Origin of the sequence: Streptomyces sp. NPDC012835, from assembly GCF_042900885.1 — a bacterium.
GTDB lineage: Bacteria > Actinomycetota > Actinomycetes > Streptomycetales > Streptomycetaceae > Streptomyces.
Genome location: NZ_JBIBBW010000001.1, coordinates 824959 through 840589, shown reverse-complemented (window position 1 = coordinate 840589; position 15631 = coordinate 824959). Strand labels below are relative to the sequence as shown.

General features: G+C 69.5%; 17 protein-coding genes and 1 pseudogene. 13 read left to right on the top strand and 5 right to left on the bottom strand.

The window, feature by feature from the left end:
• Positions 1 to 50: 50 nt before the first annotated feature.
• Entirely contained in the window at positions 51 to 977 is a 927-nt protein-coding gene (locus ACFY6S_RS03570) for a LysR family transcriptional regulator (RefSeq protein ID WP_329823996.1), read from the bottom strand.
• 94 nt (positions 978 to 1071) lie between these two features.
• Here ACFY6S_RS03570 and ACFY6S_RS03565 point away from each other — a divergent pair, with 94 nt between their 5' ends.
• The 6 genes from ACFY6S_RS03565 (at position 1072) to ACFY6S_RS03540 (ending at position 6908) form a co-directional block, all read left to right on the top strand.
• A complete protein-coding gene (locus tag ACFY6S_RS03565) occupies positions 1072 to 2181 on the top strand; it encodes an epoxide hydrolase family protein (RefSeq protein WP_388822246.1) in 1110 nt (369 codons plus the stop codon).
• Positions 2178 to 2957, top strand: coding sequence for an SDR family NAD(P)-dependent oxidoreductase (locus tag ACFY6S_RS03560; protein WP_388822243.1), 780 nt, complete (start codon positions 2178 to 2180; stop codon positions 2955 to 2957). The genes ACFY6S_RS03565 and ACFY6S_RS03560 overlap by 4 nt, the downstream gene beginning before the upstream one ends.
• Positions 2954 to 3844, top strand: coding sequence for a fumarylacetoacetate hydrolase family protein (locus ACFY6S_RS03555; RefSeq protein ID WP_388822240.1), 891 nt, complete (start codon positions 2954 to 2956; stop codon positions 3842 to 3844). The genes ACFY6S_RS03560 and ACFY6S_RS03555 overlap by 4 nt, the downstream gene beginning before the upstream one ends.
• Before the next feature lie 57 nt (positions 3845 to 3901).
• Positions 3902 to 4807: a hypothetical protein gene (locus tag ACFY6S_RS03550; RefSeq protein ID WP_388822238.1), complete on the top strand. Its 906-nt coding sequence runs from the start codon at positions 3902 to 3904 to the stop codon at positions 4805 to 4807.
• 469 nt (positions 4808 to 5276) lie between these two features.
• The gene (locus ACFY6S_RS03545) at positions 5277 to 6149 is read left to right on the top strand and encodes a tyrosine-type recombinase/integrase (protein WP_388822235.1); all 873 of its coding nucleotides are present in this window, start codon (positions 5277 to 5279) and stop codon (positions 6147 to 6149) included.
• Between the two features lie 351 nt (positions 6150 to 6500).
• Positions 6501 to 6908 (top strand): hypothetical protein, encoded by a 408-nt coding sequence (locus ACFY6S_RS03540; protein ID WP_388822232.1) that lies wholly within the window; start codon positions 6501 to 6503, stop codon positions 6906 to 6908.
• A 52-nt stretch (positions 6909 to 6960) separates the two neighbouring features.
• On the opposite strand, the gene ACFY6S_RS03535 is transcribed toward ACFY6S_RS03540, so the two are convergent.
• From ACFY6S_RS03535 to ACFY6S_RS03525, 3 genes are read right to left on the bottom strand one after another with little or no spacing between them, the layout of a single operon-like run.
• The gene (locus ACFY6S_RS03535; RefSeq protein WP_388822229.1) at positions 6961 to 8538 is read right to left on the bottom strand and encodes a hypothetical protein; all 1578 of its coding nucleotides are present in this window, start codon (positions 8536 to 8538) and stop codon (positions 6961 to 6963) included.
• Complete coding sequence (locus ACFY6S_RS03530) at positions 8538 to 8864, bottom strand: helix-turn-helix domain-containing protein (RefSeq protein WP_388822226.1); 327 nt, start codon at positions 8862 to 8864, stop codon at positions 8538 to 8540. The genes ACFY6S_RS03535 and ACFY6S_RS03530 overlap by 1 nt, the downstream gene beginning before the upstream one ends.
• On the bottom strand, positions 8861 to 9940 hold the full coding sequence (locus ACFY6S_RS03525) for a tyrosine-type recombinase/integrase (protein ID WP_388822223.1): 1080 nt from the start codon (positions 9938 to 9940) through the stop codon (positions 8861 to 8863). The genes ACFY6S_RS03530 and ACFY6S_RS03525 overlap by 4 nt, the downstream gene beginning before the upstream one ends.
• A 299-nt stretch (positions 9941 to 10239) precedes the next feature.
• Here ACFY6S_RS03525 and ACFY6S_RS03520 point away from each other — a divergent pair, with 299 nt between their 5' ends.
• The 4 genes and pseudogenes from ACFY6S_RS03520 to ACFY6S_RS03505 all read left to right on the top strand — a co-directional run.
• The gene (locus ACFY6S_RS03520; protein WP_388822219.1) at positions 10240 to 10683 is read left to right on the top strand and encodes a hypothetical protein; all 444 of its coding nucleotides are present in this window, start codon (positions 10240 to 10242) and stop codon (positions 10681 to 10683) included.
• The gene (locus ACFY6S_RS03515) at positions 10683 to 11201 is read left to right on the top strand and encodes an AMP-binding protein (RefSeq protein WP_388822216.1); all 519 of its coding nucleotides are present in this window, start codon (positions 10683 to 10685) and stop codon (positions 11199 to 11201) included. Before ACFY6S_RS03520 ends, ACFY6S_RS03515 begins: the two co-directional genes overlap by 1 nt.
• Positions 11153 to 11941 (top strand): AMP-binding protein, encoded by a 789-nt coding sequence (locus tag ACFY6S_RS03510; protein ID WP_388822213.1) that lies wholly within the window; start codon positions 11153 to 11155, stop codon positions 11939 to 11941. The genes ACFY6S_RS03515 and ACFY6S_RS03510 overlap by 49 nt, the downstream gene beginning before the upstream one ends.
• 45 nt (positions 11942 to 11986) lie before the next feature.
• Positions 11987 to 12328, top strand: a pseudogene (locus ACFY6S_RS03505) (VOC family protein); the annotation flags it as partial.
• A gap of 54 nt (positions 12329 to 12382) precedes the next feature.
• Here ACFY6S_RS03505 and ACFY6S_RS03500 read toward each other — a convergent pair.
• A complete protein-coding gene (locus ACFY6S_RS03500) occupies positions 12383 to 12982 on the bottom strand; it encodes a TetR/AcrR family transcriptional regulator (RefSeq protein WP_388822209.1) in 600 nt (199 codons plus the stop codon).
• A gap of 118 nt (positions 12983 to 13100) precedes the next feature.
• Here ACFY6S_RS03500 and ACFY6S_RS03495 point away from each other — a divergent pair, with 118 nt between their 5' ends.
• The 3 genes from ACFY6S_RS03495 to ACFY6S_RS03485 all read left to right on the top strand — a co-directional run bounded on the left by ACFY6S_RS03495 (position 13101) and on the right by ACFY6S_RS03485 (position 15629).
• Entirely contained in the window at positions 13101 to 13853 is a 753-nt protein-coding gene (locus ACFY6S_RS03495; protein WP_388822919.1) for an SDR family NAD(P)-dependent oxidoreductase, read from the top strand.
• A gap of 13 nt (positions 13854 to 13866) precedes the next feature.
• Positions 13867 to 14616, top strand: a complete 750-nt coding sequence (locus ACFY6S_RS03490; RefSeq protein WP_388822206.1) for an SDR family oxidoreductase — start codon at positions 13867 to 13869, stop codon at positions 14614 to 14616.
• 103 nt (positions 14617 to 14719) lie between these two features.
• Positions 14720 to 15629 (top strand): IS5 family transposase gene (locus tag ACFY6S_RS03485; RefSeq protein WP_388822203.1). Its coding sequence is split into 2 segments (ribosomal slippage): positions 14720 to 15415 and positions 15417 to 15629, totalling 909 coding nucleotides; the frame shifts between segments, so codons are not numbered across the junction.
• The last annotated feature ends 2 nt before the right edge of the window (positions 15630 to 15631 follow it).

Genomic DNA, 15631 nt, shown 5'->3' with positions numbered 1-15631 from the left:
ACCAGGCACGGGCCATGATCGCTTGCGTATGCGGGCGGAGCTGCCGCTGATCATGTCGTGCGGATCGGTCCTGCACGGTGGGTTCCGGTAAGCAGAGCTTCGGCATGCTTGCGGAAAGCGGTGACCAGACGGCTGCGGTCGCCGGTGCGCGTGGCGAGTACGACCTGGCTCGGTTCGACCCCATGCAACGGGACGGTGGTGAGGCTGGGATGCAGGCCGGTCGCGTGGTCGAGGGGCGGCCCGATGGCCACGGCCTGCCCGGCGGCGATGAGTTCGTGTTTGTCCTCAAGGGCTTCGACCAGGGGGCCGTCGGGCGCGGGCCGCCCGTCGGGCCGGGGATCGAGCCGCCAGTAGGCGTTCAGCAACGGGTCGGACTGGCGTACGTGGGGGATCGGCTCGTCGGCGATGTCGCCGAGGGTGACCGACTCCTTGCCGGCCAGACGGTGGTCCCGGGGCACGACCAGTACGCGCGGTTCGTCGTAGAGGACGGTGACGCGCAGCTGGTCGGTGGGGAACGGCAGGCGCGTCACCACCGCGTCGACGCGGTGCTCCAGCAGCGCGCCGCGCGAGTCGTTCCAGGCGAGCAGGCGGGTGTGGACCTCGGCATCGGGATTGCGGTCGAGCAGGGCGCGCACGGCCGGAGTGATGACCAGCCCCTTGGTGTAGCCGATGGTGATGCTGCTGGGCCGGGCCGCGGCCCGGGTGCGGGCCATCGCCTCGACCGCGGCGCGCAGCACCCCCTGGGCCCGGGGCAGGAAAACCTCGCCGGCCTCGCTGAGCCGGGTGCCGCGCGTGGTGCGGTCGAGCAGGCGGACGCCCACTTGCTGTTCGAGGCGGCGGATCTGCCGACTCAGCGACGGCTGGGTGGTGTGCAGCGCTTCGGCGGCACGGCCGAAGTGCTGGTACTCGGCGACCACCGTGAAGCACTGCACCAGCCGGAGGTCGAGGTCCACGGGTGCGGGGAAGCGTTCGGACATCACCCCACTCTAGCTGGCCTTATACGCAGCTTGTATTACATGTGTCGGAACAATCATTGGACTGCGAGCTTGTCGCGGCCGCACCGTGGTGACCATGACATCGGACAGCGTGACACCGTTTCGTATCGACATTCCGGACAGTGCCCTGGAGGATCTGAAGGACCGGCTCCACCGGGTACGCCTTGCTGGCCGGGAGACAGCGCCGGACAGCAGCCAGGGGGTGCAGCGGGAGCGCCTTGAGGGGCTGCTGGAGTACTGGGCCACCGGATACGACTGGCGCGATCTGGAGCGGCGGCTCAACGAGCTGGGCCAGTTCCGCACGACCATCGACGGTCTCGGCCTCCACTTCATGCACGTACGCTCACCCCGCCCCGACGCCACCCCCCTGTTGCTGCTGCACGGATGGCCGGGCTCGTTCCTGGAGTTCCTCAAGACCGTCGGCCCGCTCACCGAGCACGGCTTCCACCTCGTCGTCCCCTCGATGCCCGGCTACGGCTTCTCCGACCAACCCGCCTCGACAGGCTGGGGCCCGGACCGGATCGCCCGCGCGTACGGCGTGCTCATGTGGCGCCTCGGTTATGACTCCTACCTGGCCCAGGGCGGCGACTGGGGCGGCGTCGTCGCGACCCGCATGGGGGCGCAGCGCCTGACGGGCCTGCGTGCGATCCACGTCAACTTCCCTGAGTTCCTCGCCGCACCACCGGTCGGCGACGCCCCGGCCCCTGAGGAGAAGGCCGCACTCGAACAGGGCAGCCGCTTCTTCGCCGTCCATTCCGGATACCACGTCGTGCAGCGCACCCGGCCGCAGACCATCGGCTACGCCTTGACCGACTCCCCGGCCGGGCAGGCCGCCTGGATCTACGAGAAGTTCCTCGACTGGGCCCGGCCCGACGCCCTCACCCCCGACGAGATCCTCGACCACATCTCCCTGTACTGGTTCACCGGCACCGCTGCTTCCTCCGCCCGTCTGTACTGGGAGTACGCCCGGCAGCCGCTCGCTCTGACCGAGCTGGACCTTCCCGTTGGGGTCAGCGTCTTCCCGGACGAACTGACGCGTACCCCGCGCGTCTGGGCCGAGCGCGCCTATCACGACCTGCGCTACTTCAACGACGACATCCCCGCGGGTGGCCACTTCGCCGCCCTGGAGCAGCCTGAGCTGTTCGTCGAGGAGATCGTCAAGTTCGCGCGGACGGTGGCCGCATGAAGACGGTCGTGATCACCGGGGGCACGGACGGCATCGGGCGCGGCCTCGCCCGTATCCACCTCGGGCGTGGGGACCAGGTCGTGGTCGTCGGGTCGGACAAGACCAAGGCCGAGCCCGGCGCCTGGTTCATCCGGGCCGACCTGGAGCTCATCGACGAGAACAGGCGGCTGATCAACCGGCTCTCCGCCGAGCTCGACACGATCGACGTCCTTGTCCTGGGTGCCCGGTTCCAGCGCTCCAGGTGTAGGGAGACCGCCGACGGCCTGGAGTCCAACTTCGCGCTGACCTACCGCAGCCGTTTCCTGCTCAGCCACGGCCTGGCCGGCCTACTCGGCCGCGCCGCGGATCCGGTCGTGCTCAACTTCGGCGGCGCCGGGCGTTTCGGGCCCCCACGTTGGGACGACCTTCAGCAGCGGACGCAGTATCACGGCCTCACCGCGATGATCCAGGCCGGAATCCTCAACGCTGCGCTCGCGGTCGACTTCGTCGGCCGTCACCCCGCCATCCGGTACGTGAACACCTTCCCCGGCACCGTCGCCACGAGCTTCGCCGGCGATCACGACGAGGCCGAGGCCGCGCAGATCGGTTGTCTTCGCGCGACCGGTAGATCCGTGGAGACCGCCGTCAAGGAGATCCTGCCGTTCCTGGATTCCGGCGCCCCGGGCCACCCCGTCGCCGTGAGCGAGGGAAGCGCCGTCCCCCTGGACCCTCAGGCATCCTCCCTCGCCGACGCGCGGCGGCTCTACGACTACACCCGGGAGGTGCTTGCCCGATGAAGTGGGTCAGCTACCGCTCCGCCGACGGCTCCACGCGCTGCGGCGTGGTGCACGACAACAGGATCCACGCCGTGGGCTTGGGCCTGTTGAAGCTGCTGCGCGCCGAAGGCGGGCTGGAGGCCGCGGCAACCAGAGAACCGTCTGAGATTGTCGAGTTGGCTACGGCCGACCTGCTGCCGCCGATACCGGTGCCCCCGGCGGTCCGGGACTTCGCCGCGTTCGAGCGTCACATCAGCAACGCGGGTAAGGCAGCCGTTGGCGACGGCAGGGTCAGCCCGGTCTGGTACGAGTATCCGCTCTTCTACTTCTCCAACCCGGCGGCGATCAAGGGACCGCACGACGAGGTCCCCATCGCCCCGGGCGCTCAGTTGTGGGACTACGAGGTCGAGGTCGCCGCAGTGATCGCCGGGGACTGCTCGAACCTTGACGCCGCCACCGCGGAGAATCACATAGCCGGCTACCTGGTCTACTGCGACTGGAGCGCACGCGATATCTCCGCGAGCGAGATGGGGTTCGTGTACGGCCCGTCCAAGAGCAAGGACGCCTCGACCAGCCTCGGCCCGTTCCTCGTCACCCCCGACGAACTGGAGCCCTACCGCTCGGGCAAAGGCTATGCCCTGCGGATGGACGGGTACGTCAACGATGAGCATTACGGCGGCGGCAGCTGGGACGAGATCCACTGGTCGTTCGGCGAGATGCTGGCGCACGCGTCGCGCGGCACCTCGCTGCGAGCCGGTGACATCCTCGCCAGCGGCCCCGTGGGCACCGGCTGCATCCAGGAGTTGTCCGGCCGCCGCCGCTACCTGGCACCGGGAGACACGGTCCGGATCGAAGTGCAGGAACTCGGCGCGATCTCCGCACGGATCACCGCGCCAATGCCGTCCTGACGTACCGGATGCACCAAAAACGATCTTGCCCCTTCCACTTGTCTGGAGACCACCGAGATGCGTCTCGCCAGCACCTTCGCTCGCGCTGACATGGATCTGAACGCCGTCCGCGAGGTCAGCCTCACCATCAACGCGACCCACCTGTTCGTCTACTTCATCCCCGAGGCACCGGAAGAGGCCGCCAAGCTGGGCGTAACCGAGTACGCACCGGCGTACTTCGCGTTCCGGTCAGCCCCGATGGGCGCAGTCCCATGGCAGGTCACACTCGCGGCCTTCTACAACTTCAGCCCGCGGTCGGTGCAGGTCATGGCAGGCGTGTGGGACACAGCGACGCCAGAGGAGTGGCAGGCCGCTCGCTTCGCAGCCGTCGATCGTGCGTTGCAGCGCGTCGACGTGAGCCTCACCGCCGATCAGATCGCCGAGGCACGATCGCTGATCGCCCCGGTCGTCGCGAGCGCCGACTACGCCGGGAAGACGATGGCTGCCGCCAACGCCTCGGTCCCCCTCCCAGCCGATCCGCTCGTCGCGCTATGGCAGCAGATCACGGTGCTGCGCGAGTGGCGCGGCGACGCGCATGTCACCGTGCTCGCCGCCAACGACCTCGGGCCGTGTGACTGCAACGTTCTGCAAACCGCGACAGGTCACTTCCCGGAAGCGATCGCGCGTGCCACCCGGCTGTGGGACGACGAGGAGGTGGCTGCGGCAACAACACGCCTCGTTGCTCGCGGCTGGCTCAACGCCGACGGCACCGCTACCGATGCCGGCATCGCGGCGCGCGAGCAGATCGAGGTCGAGACCGACGAGCACTGCGCGGCGCTGTGGACGCCGATCGGCGACGCCAACATCCGTCGCCTCACCTCGCTCATCATGCCGATCCATAACGCGTTCACCGCAGCCAGGACATACCCCTTCCGCGTGGAGAGGGGAGACACGCAGTCCGCCGATCCGGAGGCCGCCAGGTAGGCCCCGTTCTCGTGTAACCGCGACGAACGGAGAAGTAGCAGGGTGACGCTGAGGGCTGAACCGGGCGCGGGGGCCGAGGGCACAGTGATCATCGGTAGCAGCGATTCCGCTCATCGGACTTCCGGTGCGCCTGACGGCTCGTCAGCGCGGTGCCGCGGTAAATGCCGGATTTACTGCGGCGGAGCCCCTGCCGTGATCACCGCGACCTGCGGCGGGCCATTCCGGCCGCCGGGGCGAGGTGTACGCATTTACTGCGGCAGTCCCTGGGAGGGCGGAGCGGGCATGACAATGGAGCCGGTGACCGAGCTCGGGAGCGAGGGCGCACTTCGGTTGCCGCGCGCTCGGGTCGTACCTCTGTCCGCCCCGCCCCGCGTCGTACACCGCGGCCGTCGAGCGGTACCTCACCGGCGCGGGCCTCGCGAAGTCCTCCGCGCGGATCTACCGGATCTCGCTGACGACCTGGGGGTGGATGCTCACCGGTGAACCGGCGCCGACCGGAGCCGCCCGCCGGGGCGCGAAGCCGCCCGTCTTCCCCGTCGCCGCGATCGACGACCTGGCGCTGCCCGAGGTGCTGGCCGAGCCGGCGGCGGCGCGGGCGGACGAGATGGACGCCGACACCGTCAACCGGGAGTTGTCCGTCGCGCGCAAGGCGATCGGCTGGTGGCAGCGCCAGGGCTGGATAGAAGGCGACCCGACGATCGGCATCGAGCGGCGGCCGGCACCGCCGGACCGCACCAGGGCTCTCGCGGAGAATCAGATCGCTGCCCTGTGGCGCCTCGACGTCGCGCTGCGGGAGAAGACGCAGTGGAAGATGCTCTACGAGTCTGCCGCACGGGCCGACGAGGTGCTGTGCCTGAACGTGGAAGACCTGTACCCGCAGGACAAGCGGGGGAAGATCACCGCCAAGGGCGGGGCGACCGAGTGGATTCACTGGCAGTCCGGCACCGCCCAGCTCCTGCCCCGCCTCATCGCCCGCCGCATCCGCGGCCCGCTGTTCCTCACCGACCGCAAGGCGCCGGCCGGAACACCGACGCTCGACGTGTGCCCGGAGACCGGCCGGGCCCGGCTCTCCTACCGCCGCGCTGAGGAGATCTTCGAGGAGAACACCCGGCCTGCGGCCAACCCCCTCGCCTCACCCGACGACATCGAGGACCTGGACGGCTGGACCCTGCACCGGCTACGGCACAGTGCCCTCACGCACGACGCGGAAGACGGCGCCTCCACCCCGATGCTGCTGGCCCGCTCCCGCCACGCCTCGGTCCGCTCTCTGGAGCGATACGCACGGCCCGGCGTCGACTCGGTCGCTCGGCACGTCGCCGAACGCGACCCCCGCCGCACGTAGATCCGAGCGGATCAGGGCTTCAAGATCATCCCGTTGCTTCTTTGGCGCGTATCTCGGTCACACCCCTCGAGGCCCGTGAGTTCACGGAAACTGAAGGGCTTTTGGCGGGAACCCGAGGATGGATTGTCGGGTTCTCGTGGGTTCGGCCTTCGGGTTCAGGCAAACACACGGGTGGTGCCGAGCGGGCCGCCCCTGGGTGCCTTCCCTGGGAACGGTGCTGACACCGTAGGAGTCATGAGAGCAGAAGGAACGGCACCGGAACCGGAAGCCCCTATGCAGAGTGGCCTCACGTCTCTGGGGGAGGTGGCATGCCGTTATCAGGCGGATGAGATACGGTCGGAGGACCTGCCGATGATCGCGGCTGAGGCACTCGCGGCCGGGCTGGACACCCCGACGCTGTGCGAACTCGCCGGTTGGCCTCGCAACGCGGATGCCCGCGATATTCGCGACGCGTTCGAGCAAGCACTTTCCGAGTCAGGGATCGGGTTGCCGGATCGGGGCCTGGCACGGCGCCACGCTCTGCGCCGGATGGCGGCGAGACTCATCGATGGAGAAATCACGCCCGCCGACCTGGCGACGGACGATTGGTGGGAGACGGAGGTCGAGACCTCGGCGGAGCAATCGTTCGTGGAGCTGATCCCGCAATGCGAATGCTGCATTGAGTACACGTTGGGGCTTGACCAGCAGACGTGGGCGACCCAGCTGCGGATCGCTGCCCTCGCCCTGACATCGTCTCCGCCGATCAGCCCCGGATGCTGACTGCGCCCGGCGTGCTCACTCTCGACAAAGGCGTGGACCGGTCAAGCAGACTTCACTGAAGTGGCTGTTCAGCGACATGGTCCAGCAGCGCCCGCGCGGAGTCCGCGTACCGGATCGCGGTCTTCTCGTCCAGGCCGAAGACCTCGGCGAGGTGGAGGGCGTCAGGGCCATGGGAGAGGGCTTCTTCGAGCTGCCGGTCGACTCGGAGCTGTTCCAGAGTGGCGGCCTGGCCGCGAAGCGGTGCGGTCAGGGAGACCGCGCTGACCGGGCCGGTGCCCAAGGCGGTGAACTTGTTGATCAGCAGGTGAGGGTTGGTGGTGTCGGGCCAGCGGCGGCGCCGGTGATCCAGCCACTCGCGGGCGACGTGCAGCGTCAGTTCGTCCATGGGGCGGACCCTGCCGTCGATCACGAGCTTTCGGTTGCCGATGTTGAGGTCGTCGAGTTGGAGGCGCCGGATCGCACCGGATCGCGCGGCGTGCACGGCGGCGAGGGCGAGAGCCAGGCGGTCCGCTGGCTTGGTGACTGCCGCGACCGAGTTGTTGATGTACTCGGGCTCCAGGGGTTGGAGGATGCCGTATTGGTGCTGGCCGACGCGGATGCGGCTGGTCGGATTCTTGAAGATGGTGCCGCTCTTCTTCGCCCGGCCGAACAGCGACCGCAGGACGATGAGCGTGTGCCGTCGCTGGCTGCCGTGGAGGGCATCGAGCTGAGTGAGGACGTCGTCGCGGGTCACCTCGCGCAGGTGGTCGTGCTGGGTTGACCACTCCAGCAGGACGGGGCGGATCCGGTTCAGGTAGTTCCAGACCGTGGACTCGTCGCGGGGCTGGGACCTGGGGCCACCGTCGTGCAGGAGGCGGGCCCAGTGCTCAACGTCGCGGCGGATTCCGGGGGCGATGCCTTCGAGCTTGCGCTCCAGCCATTGTTCGAATGACGGCGTCCGGTCGTCTTGGAAGACGCCGATGTGGGCGAGTACTTCCACTGTGCGTTCGATGCTGAGCCCGCGGGATCGCAGGGCCGGGAAGATCTCGGAGTGCCGCACGACTTCGCCGTTGACATGGCCAGACAGCACGATGACCAGGGCTCGGCCGACGTCGAGGCGGACACGGCGAGGCCAGCCGTGGGCTTCGCCGAGACGATGTGCGGTATGCCGGGCCCAGGCCAGCCACGGGTTATCGAGCCGGGCATGTTCCTGGCGATTGAACCGGGCGAAATCTCGGCGGGCCTCGAAAAGCGGCGGCTGGAGCCAGCCGGAGAGCGGCCGGTAGGCGGGGGCCGGGTCCGGGTGGCGCGGGCGACCCCGACGTCGTCCCTGCTTACCTCTGGGAGGGCCGGGCTGACGTGGCCGGTGGAGGTTGGTGATGAACAGTTGATGATGCTGAACCTTCTCCAAGTAGGGCTCCAGTACGGTGACTTGGCCCTTGGCTTCCTGGCTTGCCTGATGCCAGCACAGACGGCAGTACCCCTTCTTCAACCGCACGGTTCGCCGACAGCCGCTGCACTCGGCAGGCTCCTCGTTGCGGCGGAAACTCTCGCAGGCGCCGCAGGCCCGGCCGGGCAGCACGCCCCAGCCGAAGCAGGTCGGGCAACTGGCTGGCGGTTTGCACTTGCCGGCTGGCAGAACGTAGGCCATCACATCGGTGGCAGAGACCGGCCGTCACGGCGACGCGGCACCACCACCGGGGCCGGGCCACCCGCAGCGGCAGCCTGCTGGCCGCTCTCCTCGCTGGGGCTCCGGACTTTCTCTGGCTCGGGGATCAGCAGATCGCTGATCCCGCAGCCGAGGGCGACGCAGATGACGTCCAGGTCCTCCAGCTTGAGCGAGACCGGCTGGCCGGACCACAGCCCGGACATCTTGCCGGCCGAGATCACCAGGCCGTGCTCGGCCAGGCTCCGCTGGAGCTCGGACGCCTTCCAGATACCCTTGTTCGCGGCGGTCAGCCGCAGGTTCCACCTCATCGGGCCAGTCCTTCCAGCCGCTTCGCGGCCCGTTCCATCCCGGCGGCCCAGGCGTCCTCGACCCGGGTCTGCTGCACGTGGATATACCGCATGGTCGTAGCAATCCAGGAATGTCCGAGGACCTCCTGGATTACAAGCAAGTCCAGCCCGTTTCCGTAGAGTTGGGACGCGCAGAAGTGCCGCAGGACGTGCGGTGTCAACCTGTCCGTCCAGCTCGGCAGATGGGCCTGGACCGCGCTGTCGAGCCCGTTGCGCAGGGCGTCGTCGCCGACCCGGCGGGCGGAGCCGTCGGTGTTCCTGCGCTCGGAGGGAAACAGTGGGGCAGCAGGGCGAGTGTGATCGTCGTCGAACTGGCCCCACACGTCCTCGATGAACCACCGCAGTGTCCGGTCGGCACCGTTGATCAGCGGAACCATCCGCTCGCGCGGCCCCGAGCCGCGGGCCCCCTTGCCGTGGCGGACGTGGAGTTTGCCGAAGCGGCCCAGGTCCCACTTGATGTCGTCCAGGTCGAGCCCACACGCCTCGCTCACTCGCAGGCCGACCTGGGACATCAACTTCGAGGCGGTGTAGTTCCGGGCGGTCGGGGCGAACTTCCGGCAGGTGGCCAGCTCGCCGCCCCAGCCGGTGAACAACGTCCCGATCTCCGGCTCAGTCGGCGGGATCCGCAGCTGGGCGTCCTTGGCCCCGCGTGGCCGGTTCATCTCGTCGATCGGGCACTCGACCACCCGGCCGGTCATCCGGTGGATCTCGACCTTGTGCCGCAGCTCCAGGAACATGAAATACGTGCTCAATGCCTGCGACCGGCCCAGCCGGGTGCCGCTGGGCGAGTGCCGCAGCACCTTCCCGAAGTACACGTCCGCGTCAGCAGGCTCCATGTCCCACAAGGGCCGGCCGAACCAGGTCCTGATCTGATCCAGGTGACCGACGTCCCCGCGGATGGTGCCGTCCGCCAGCCCTGCTGAGGCCCGTGCCAGGACGAACCCGGACAGCACATCGGTCTCGAACCGCTCCAGCTCCTCAACCGACGCGGGCGCCCAGTGTCCACGGAGGTCCCGTACGACTGCCAGCGCCGCCAACCCGAGCCTCCTCGCCTTCGACCCGACTGCGAATCGGTCGGACAAGATGAGAACGCTTCAAGAATCCCGAAGTTACGTCACAAGCCAACAGAGCACACGAAGGAGGAAGAACTCCCTGGCCACGGGCCCAGGGACTCAGCGGGGCTCAGGGGAACTCGCGGGATGTCGCACAGTTCACTGTCGCCTGCGACACCGAGGTCCCCCTCGCGCACAGCATCGTCCTGACCGACCCGCCGATCATCGACGCGCCGCCATTCCGGTACCCGCTCTACGGGCTCATGGCCGGGTGTATCGCCGCAGTGGCCCAGGCGACCGCCGAACGGGCGCTGGCCGCGTTCACCGCGCTGGCCGTCTCCACCCGCACCCGGCACGCGACCGGCATCCTCGCCCAACAGCCGCCTGCCCAGGCCGCCTTCGCCCGCGCGGACGGCAGACTGCACGCCGCGACAGCGCTGTTGAACAGCGCCACCGAGGCCGCCTGGACCAGCGCTCTGGCCGGAGAGGTACCCGACCGTGAGCGGGGGCAGCTGGGGTCGGCCTGCTGTCACATGACCGAGGCCGCCGAGACGGTGTGCCGGGAGCTGTTCGACGCTGCCGGAACCGCGGCCGTCCACTGCCGCAATGGTCTGGAGGGCTGCTGGCGCGACGCCGTGGTGATCTCCCGCCGCGCCCTGGTGGCTGCCCGCGGCCGCCAACTGGCGGGCGCCTACGAGCTGTCCGCGACCGCCGCGAAGGATCTGTGATGACCAACCAACTCCTCCACCGATTCCTCAGCCACCCCGGCGACCAGCCCGCCACCGTCGCGCTCGACGGCATCAGCTGGTCCTTCGACCAAGTGCTCGGGCGGGCCCTGGCCGTGGCCCACCGGCTGCGCTCCCACAGCCAGGTGACCGGCCGCGTGGTGCTGCTGCGCACCGGGCCCGGCCCGCTGTTCAGCGTCGCCGACCTGGCGGTGCTCCTGGCCGGTGGCGTGCCTGCTGCCCTGCCCGACCTCACCGGCGAACAGCTGACAGCGGTGTGGCAGGTCGTCGACCCGGCCGCGGCTATCGATGTCACCGGCCAAGACGACCCCTTGCTCGTGGACGTGGCCTCCCGGGCCGGAACGCCCCTGTTCCAGGTGGACGAGGCGAACTGCCGTCCCACCGCAACGCCCGCGCATCGGCGGGGGTTGCCCGCCGATGGGCCGGTTCACGCCGGGAGCAGGCGGCCGCTGTGGTGTTCACCTCCGGCACCGCCGGGGCACCCCGCGCGGTCGTCCTGAGCGACGCGGCCCTGGTGAACGGCGTCGGCGCCTGGACCGCGCAGTGGGGTCACAGGCCGGTCCGGTCCCTGTCCTACCTCCCGGTCTCCCACGTCGCCCAGCGGATCATGGGGCACACCCTGATGTGCCTGTACGGCACCATCGTGGTGGCCTCCACCCCCGACCGCATGGTCGAGGATCTGGTCGCACACCGGCTGGACACACTGTTGGGCGTCCCCCAGATCTGGGCCCGTCTCGCCGCCGCCAGCGCGCAGGACAACGCCGCCGCCCGGCGGGTACGTGGCGCACTGGCCGGAGTGAAGGCGGCGGTCACCGGCGCCGCCGCCCTGGACCGGGCCGTCGCCGCCGCACTGAAACAGCACGCTGGGCTGATGATCCGGCCCGGCGGGACGCAGGAGCGCACCCAGCTCGGCGGATGCCGGGCGGGCCAGCGGCGTGGTGCGGGCGACCAACTTCAGACTGCCCACGGCATCGAGGCGGCCGAGCAGGAGGCTCGTGGGAGCGGACACGGTGCCGGTGACGCCCCCGACGATCCCCTCCGTCGTCGTCCTGGCCCACTGGTGGAGTGTCGGTATTCGAGAGTTGCAGTATTCGGCCGCGCAGGGCGAGTAGCCCCGCACTTGGCCGACCTGGTTCCGTCAGCGGTGACAAGGCGTACAGCTCTCGCCGCAACGGGCACTGTCCGCGCGAAGACGCCGTGTGCGGTGGCTCGCCGGGTTGGCGCGCAGACGTACACGTGATCGCCATCGCCTCGCCCCGGCACCAGGACTCGCTGCGGGTCCAGGTTGGGGCCGTCGTCCACTTTGGCGAACGCGTCGAAGCTGGTTTCAGGGGGGCCGCCGGGACGACGTCGGCGGCGTTCCTCGACTTACACGGAGGGGACTACGTGTGCCTTGCTGTCGGCGTCGGGGATCCCCCGGGGCGGATCAACACCGTCGGCTACGAGGCCGCCGCCGCACCCGGGACGCGGTCGGACGCGAGTGCTGAGGGCTGCTCCACGCAACCGTGTGCACTTGGACCTGCTCACCGCGGACCCGGAGGCCGAGATCCGGCGGCTGACCGCGTTGGGCGCGACCGTTCAGGCCAGACAGACGGACAATGTCGTGCTGACCGACCCCGAGGACAACGGGTTCTGCCTGTCCGCGACTGACCGCTGGGCAGCCGCTGGATATAGGGACTGGTCACGCCCGCAGCCCGTCCACCGCCGTGTCGATCGCAGCCAGCGCCGCGCTCTGATCGAGACCCGCCCTCGATACGAGCGACAGGCCCTGGACGATGTAGAGCAGGAGCTGTGCCTGGGCCTCGGGGAGGGAGCTGGCCGTGACCTCGCCGGCGGCCTGGGCACGCCGGAGCGCGTCGGTGACGATCTCGGTGAACCGGCGGTACGAGCGGGTCACGACCTCCGTGGCCTCAACGTCCTGGGGGACGAGTTCGGCGGTGGTGTTGCCAACCAGGCAGCCCTGCGGCACGCCCACGTCGGAGATCAGTTCGTCCAGCCGCGCCGGGTGGGTCAGGATCTCGCGCAGGGCCGGCAGGAGCGGGGCAGTATCGAGCGCGGTAGTCAGGTGCCGCTCGTACACCTCCCAGTAGAGCCTGACGGCGTCCAGGTAGAAGCGGCGCTTGTCACCGAACGCTCCATAGAGACTGCCGCGCTCGACGGCCAACGCGTCGACCAGGTCTTGGACCGACGTCGCCCCGTATCCCCGGGACCAGAACAGTTCGAGTGCGCGCGCCAGCGTCTGTTCCTTGTCGAACTCGCGGGGGCGTCCGGTTCGTGCCACGCGACCAAGACTACGACTTCTTGACTTAGCGTTCAAGAAGACTTAGCTTCTGTTGCGTTACTTCTTGAACGAACGCACAGAAGTCGCTCGGCCAACGGCCGGCGTGAAGGGCGAAGAAATGGAATTCGCAGGCAAGACGGCACTCGTCACCGGGTCCGGCGCGATCGGCGGGCTGGGGCACGCGACGGCCGAGGTGCTGGCCGCGGGCGGGGCCGATCTGATCCTCACCGGCAGTGACGCCGAGCGCGGTGCCCAGGTGGTGGCGGACATACGCGCGGCCGGTGGCGGCTCCTCGGCCGGAACCGTGCGGTTCGTCGTCGCCGACCTGTCCGACCCCGCGGCTGTGCGACAACTGGCCGACGGCGCCGGAACCGTCGACATCCTGATCAACAACGCGAGTGTGATGACGTTCGCCCCGACCCCCGGGCAGGACCTCGCGAGCTACGACGCCGCCTTCGCCGTCAACGTGCGCGCACCGTTCCTGCTCACCGCGCTGTTCGCGGAGAAGATGGCCGCGGGCGGCGGCGGCAGCATCGTCAACATCAGCTCCACCGCGGCCGGCCTCGGCATGCCGGGCATGGCCGTCTACGGCGCCACCAAGGCGGCGCTCGAATCGCTGACCCGCACCTGGGCGGCGGAGTTCGCCGAGTCGAACGTGCGGGTCAACGCCGTGGCCCCAGGGCCGATGCGCACTTCCAAGGTGGTCGCGGCAATGGGCCCGGACATGGCCGGCATGGGTCTGACCACCGCGCTCAAGCGCACGTCGGACCCGGCCGAAGTGGCTCAGGTGGTCGCCTTCCTGGCCGGTGACCGCGCCAGCTACGTAACCGGAGCGATCGTGGCCGCCGATGGCGGCCGGACCGCGATCTGAGGAGATCAGAACAGTGAATCGTCTTGCAGGGAAGCACGCACTGATCACCGGAGGAACGAGCGGCATCGGCCTGGAAACGGCCCGCCAGTTCCTCGCCGAAGGCGCGACCGTCGCCATCACCGGCCGCTCCCGGGAAAGGCTGGACGAGGCAGCCCGCCAACTGGAAGGCCCGCTGCTGACCATCGCCAGCGACGCCGGCGACGTACCCGGCCAGGCAGCACTCGCGGCACGGCTGCGGGCGGAGTGGCCGAAGCTCGACATCCTGATGAGCAACGCCGCCGACGTCACCCACCTACCGCTCGACGCATGGACCGAGGAGGCGTTCGACAGGCTCGTCGCGACCAATCTCAAGTCGCCGTTCTTCCTGATCAGGGACCTGCTGCCGCTCTTCTCGCAGCAGTCCTCGGTCATCCTCGTCGGTTCGGTCTCCGCGTACATAGGACACGAGAACGCGACGGTCTACGGCGCGGCGAAGGCGGGGCTGCTCTCCTACACGCGCGGTCTGACCTACGAGCTGAAGGACCGGGGCATCCGCGTCAACGGACTGAGCCCGGGTCCGACCGTCACCAACGCGTTCGCCCCCCTCGGTCCCGACCGCCAGGCCGCCCTCTATGAGGAACTCCGGCAGACCGTACCCCTCCACCGCCTGGGAACCGCCACAGAGCTGGCGAAGGCGGCCGTGTACCTCGCCTCGGATGAGTCTGCTTACACCGCGGGCACGGTGCTGCGGGTTGACGGCGGGATCGGGGAGCTGGCGTATTAAGCAGCCTGAACAGCCCCGGTTCGAGTGATCCGCCGGGCACACTGCCTAGGCCGTGTTTTAGGTTCGGGTCCCGGCGTTGTCGCGGAACCGTGATGATCGCGGTGTGGGGCGTGGGGATCTTTCGGACGAGCAGTGGGCGGTGTTGGAGTCGGTGTTGCCTGCGGCAGGTGTGCGTCGCAGGTCGGGGAACCGGCGGCGGTTGGTTGATGGGGTTCGGTGGCGGGTGCGGACGGGCGCTCCGTGGCGTGACCTCCCGCCCGGGTACGGGCCTTGGCAGACCGTGTACGGGTTGTTCCGGCGCTGGCAGCGCGAAGGTGTGTGGGCGCGGGTGCTGACGTTGTTGCAGGCGCGGGCGGATGCGGCGGGGCTGATCGTGTGGGAGGTGAGTGTCGACTCCACGGTCTGCCGGGCTCACCAGCACGCGGCCGGTGCACGCCGGGACGGGGCCGGGCAGAAGGAGCCGCCCGGCGGAATGGTGCGCGAGCCGGACGACCATGGGCTGGGCCGGTCGCGGGGCGGATTCGGCACGAGGATTCATCTGGCGTGCGAGCAGGGCCAGAAGCCGCTGTCGTTGCTGGTGACAGCGGGGCAGCGCGGCGACAGTCCGCAGTTCGTGCCGGTCCTGGAGGCGATCCGGGTGCCGCGGCTGGGCCCGGGTCGGCCAAGGCGGACTCCGATGCGGGTGCGGGCCGACAAGGCGTACTCGTCGGACGCCAACCGCGCCTACCTGCGCAGGCGGGGTATCCGCTGCACGATCGCGGAGCCGGCCGACCAGGTCCGCAATCGCGTGCGGCGGGGCCGCTCGGGGCGGGCGCCCGCCTGCGTTCGACGGTGAGGACTACAAGGCACGCCACGCGGTGGAGTGCGCGATCGGCCGGCTCAAGCGCAACAGGGCCGTGGCGATGCGGTTCGAGAAGCTCGCCGTGCGGTTCGAGGCCGTCCGTGGTGGCCGCCGGTGCGGTCCTGCGGTTGGCAGGGAGAGGACCCCTGCGAACCGAATGCCGCACGGGTAGGC

Excerpts from the sequence above, each read along its gene's own strand:
- ACFY6S_RS03570 (WP_329823996.1), bottom strand. The coding sequence starts at position 977 with ATGTCCGAACGCTTCCCCGCACCCGTGGACCTCGACCTCCGGCTGGTG.
- ACFY6S_RS03565 (WP_388822246.1), top strand. The coding sequence starts at position 1,072 with ATGACATCGGACAGCGTGACACCGTTTCGTATCGACATTCCGGACAGT.
- ACFY6S_RS03560 (WP_388822243.1), top strand. The coding sequence starts at position 2,178 with ATGAAGACGGTCGTGATCACCGGGGGCACGGACGGCATCGGGCGCGGC.
- ACFY6S_RS03555 (WP_388822240.1), top strand. The coding sequence starts at position 2,954 with ATGAAGTGGGTCAGCTACCGCTCCGCCGACGGCTCCACGCGCTGCGGC.
- ACFY6S_RS03550 (WP_388822238.1), top strand. The coding sequence starts at position 3,902 with ATGCGTCTCGCCAGCACCTTCGCTCGCGCTGACATGGATCTGAACGCC.
- ACFY6S_RS03545 (WP_388822235.1), top strand. The coding sequence starts at position 5,277 with ATGCTCACCGGTGAACCGGCGCCGACCGGAGCCGCCCGCCGGGGCGCG.
- ACFY6S_RS03540 (WP_388822232.1), top strand. The coding sequence starts at position 6,501 with ATGATCGCGGCTGAGGCACTCGCGGCCGGGCTGGACACCCCGACGCTG.
- ACFY6S_RS03535 (WP_388822229.1), bottom strand. The coding sequence starts at position 8,538 with ATGGCCTACGTTCTGCCAGCCGGCAAGTGCAAACCGCCAGCCAGTTGC.
- ACFY6S_RS03530 (WP_388822226.1), bottom strand. The coding sequence starts at position 8,864 with ATGAGGTGGAACCTGCGGCTGACCGCCGCGAACAAGGGTATCTGGAAG.
- ACFY6S_RS03515 (WP_388822216.1), top strand. The coding sequence starts at position 10,683 with ATGACCAACCAACTCCTCCACCGATTCCTCAGCCACCCCGGCGACCAG.
- ACFY6S_RS03495 (WP_388822919.1), top strand. The coding sequence starts at position 13,101 with ATGGAATTCGCAGGCAAGACGGCACTCGTCACCGGGTCCGGCGCGATC.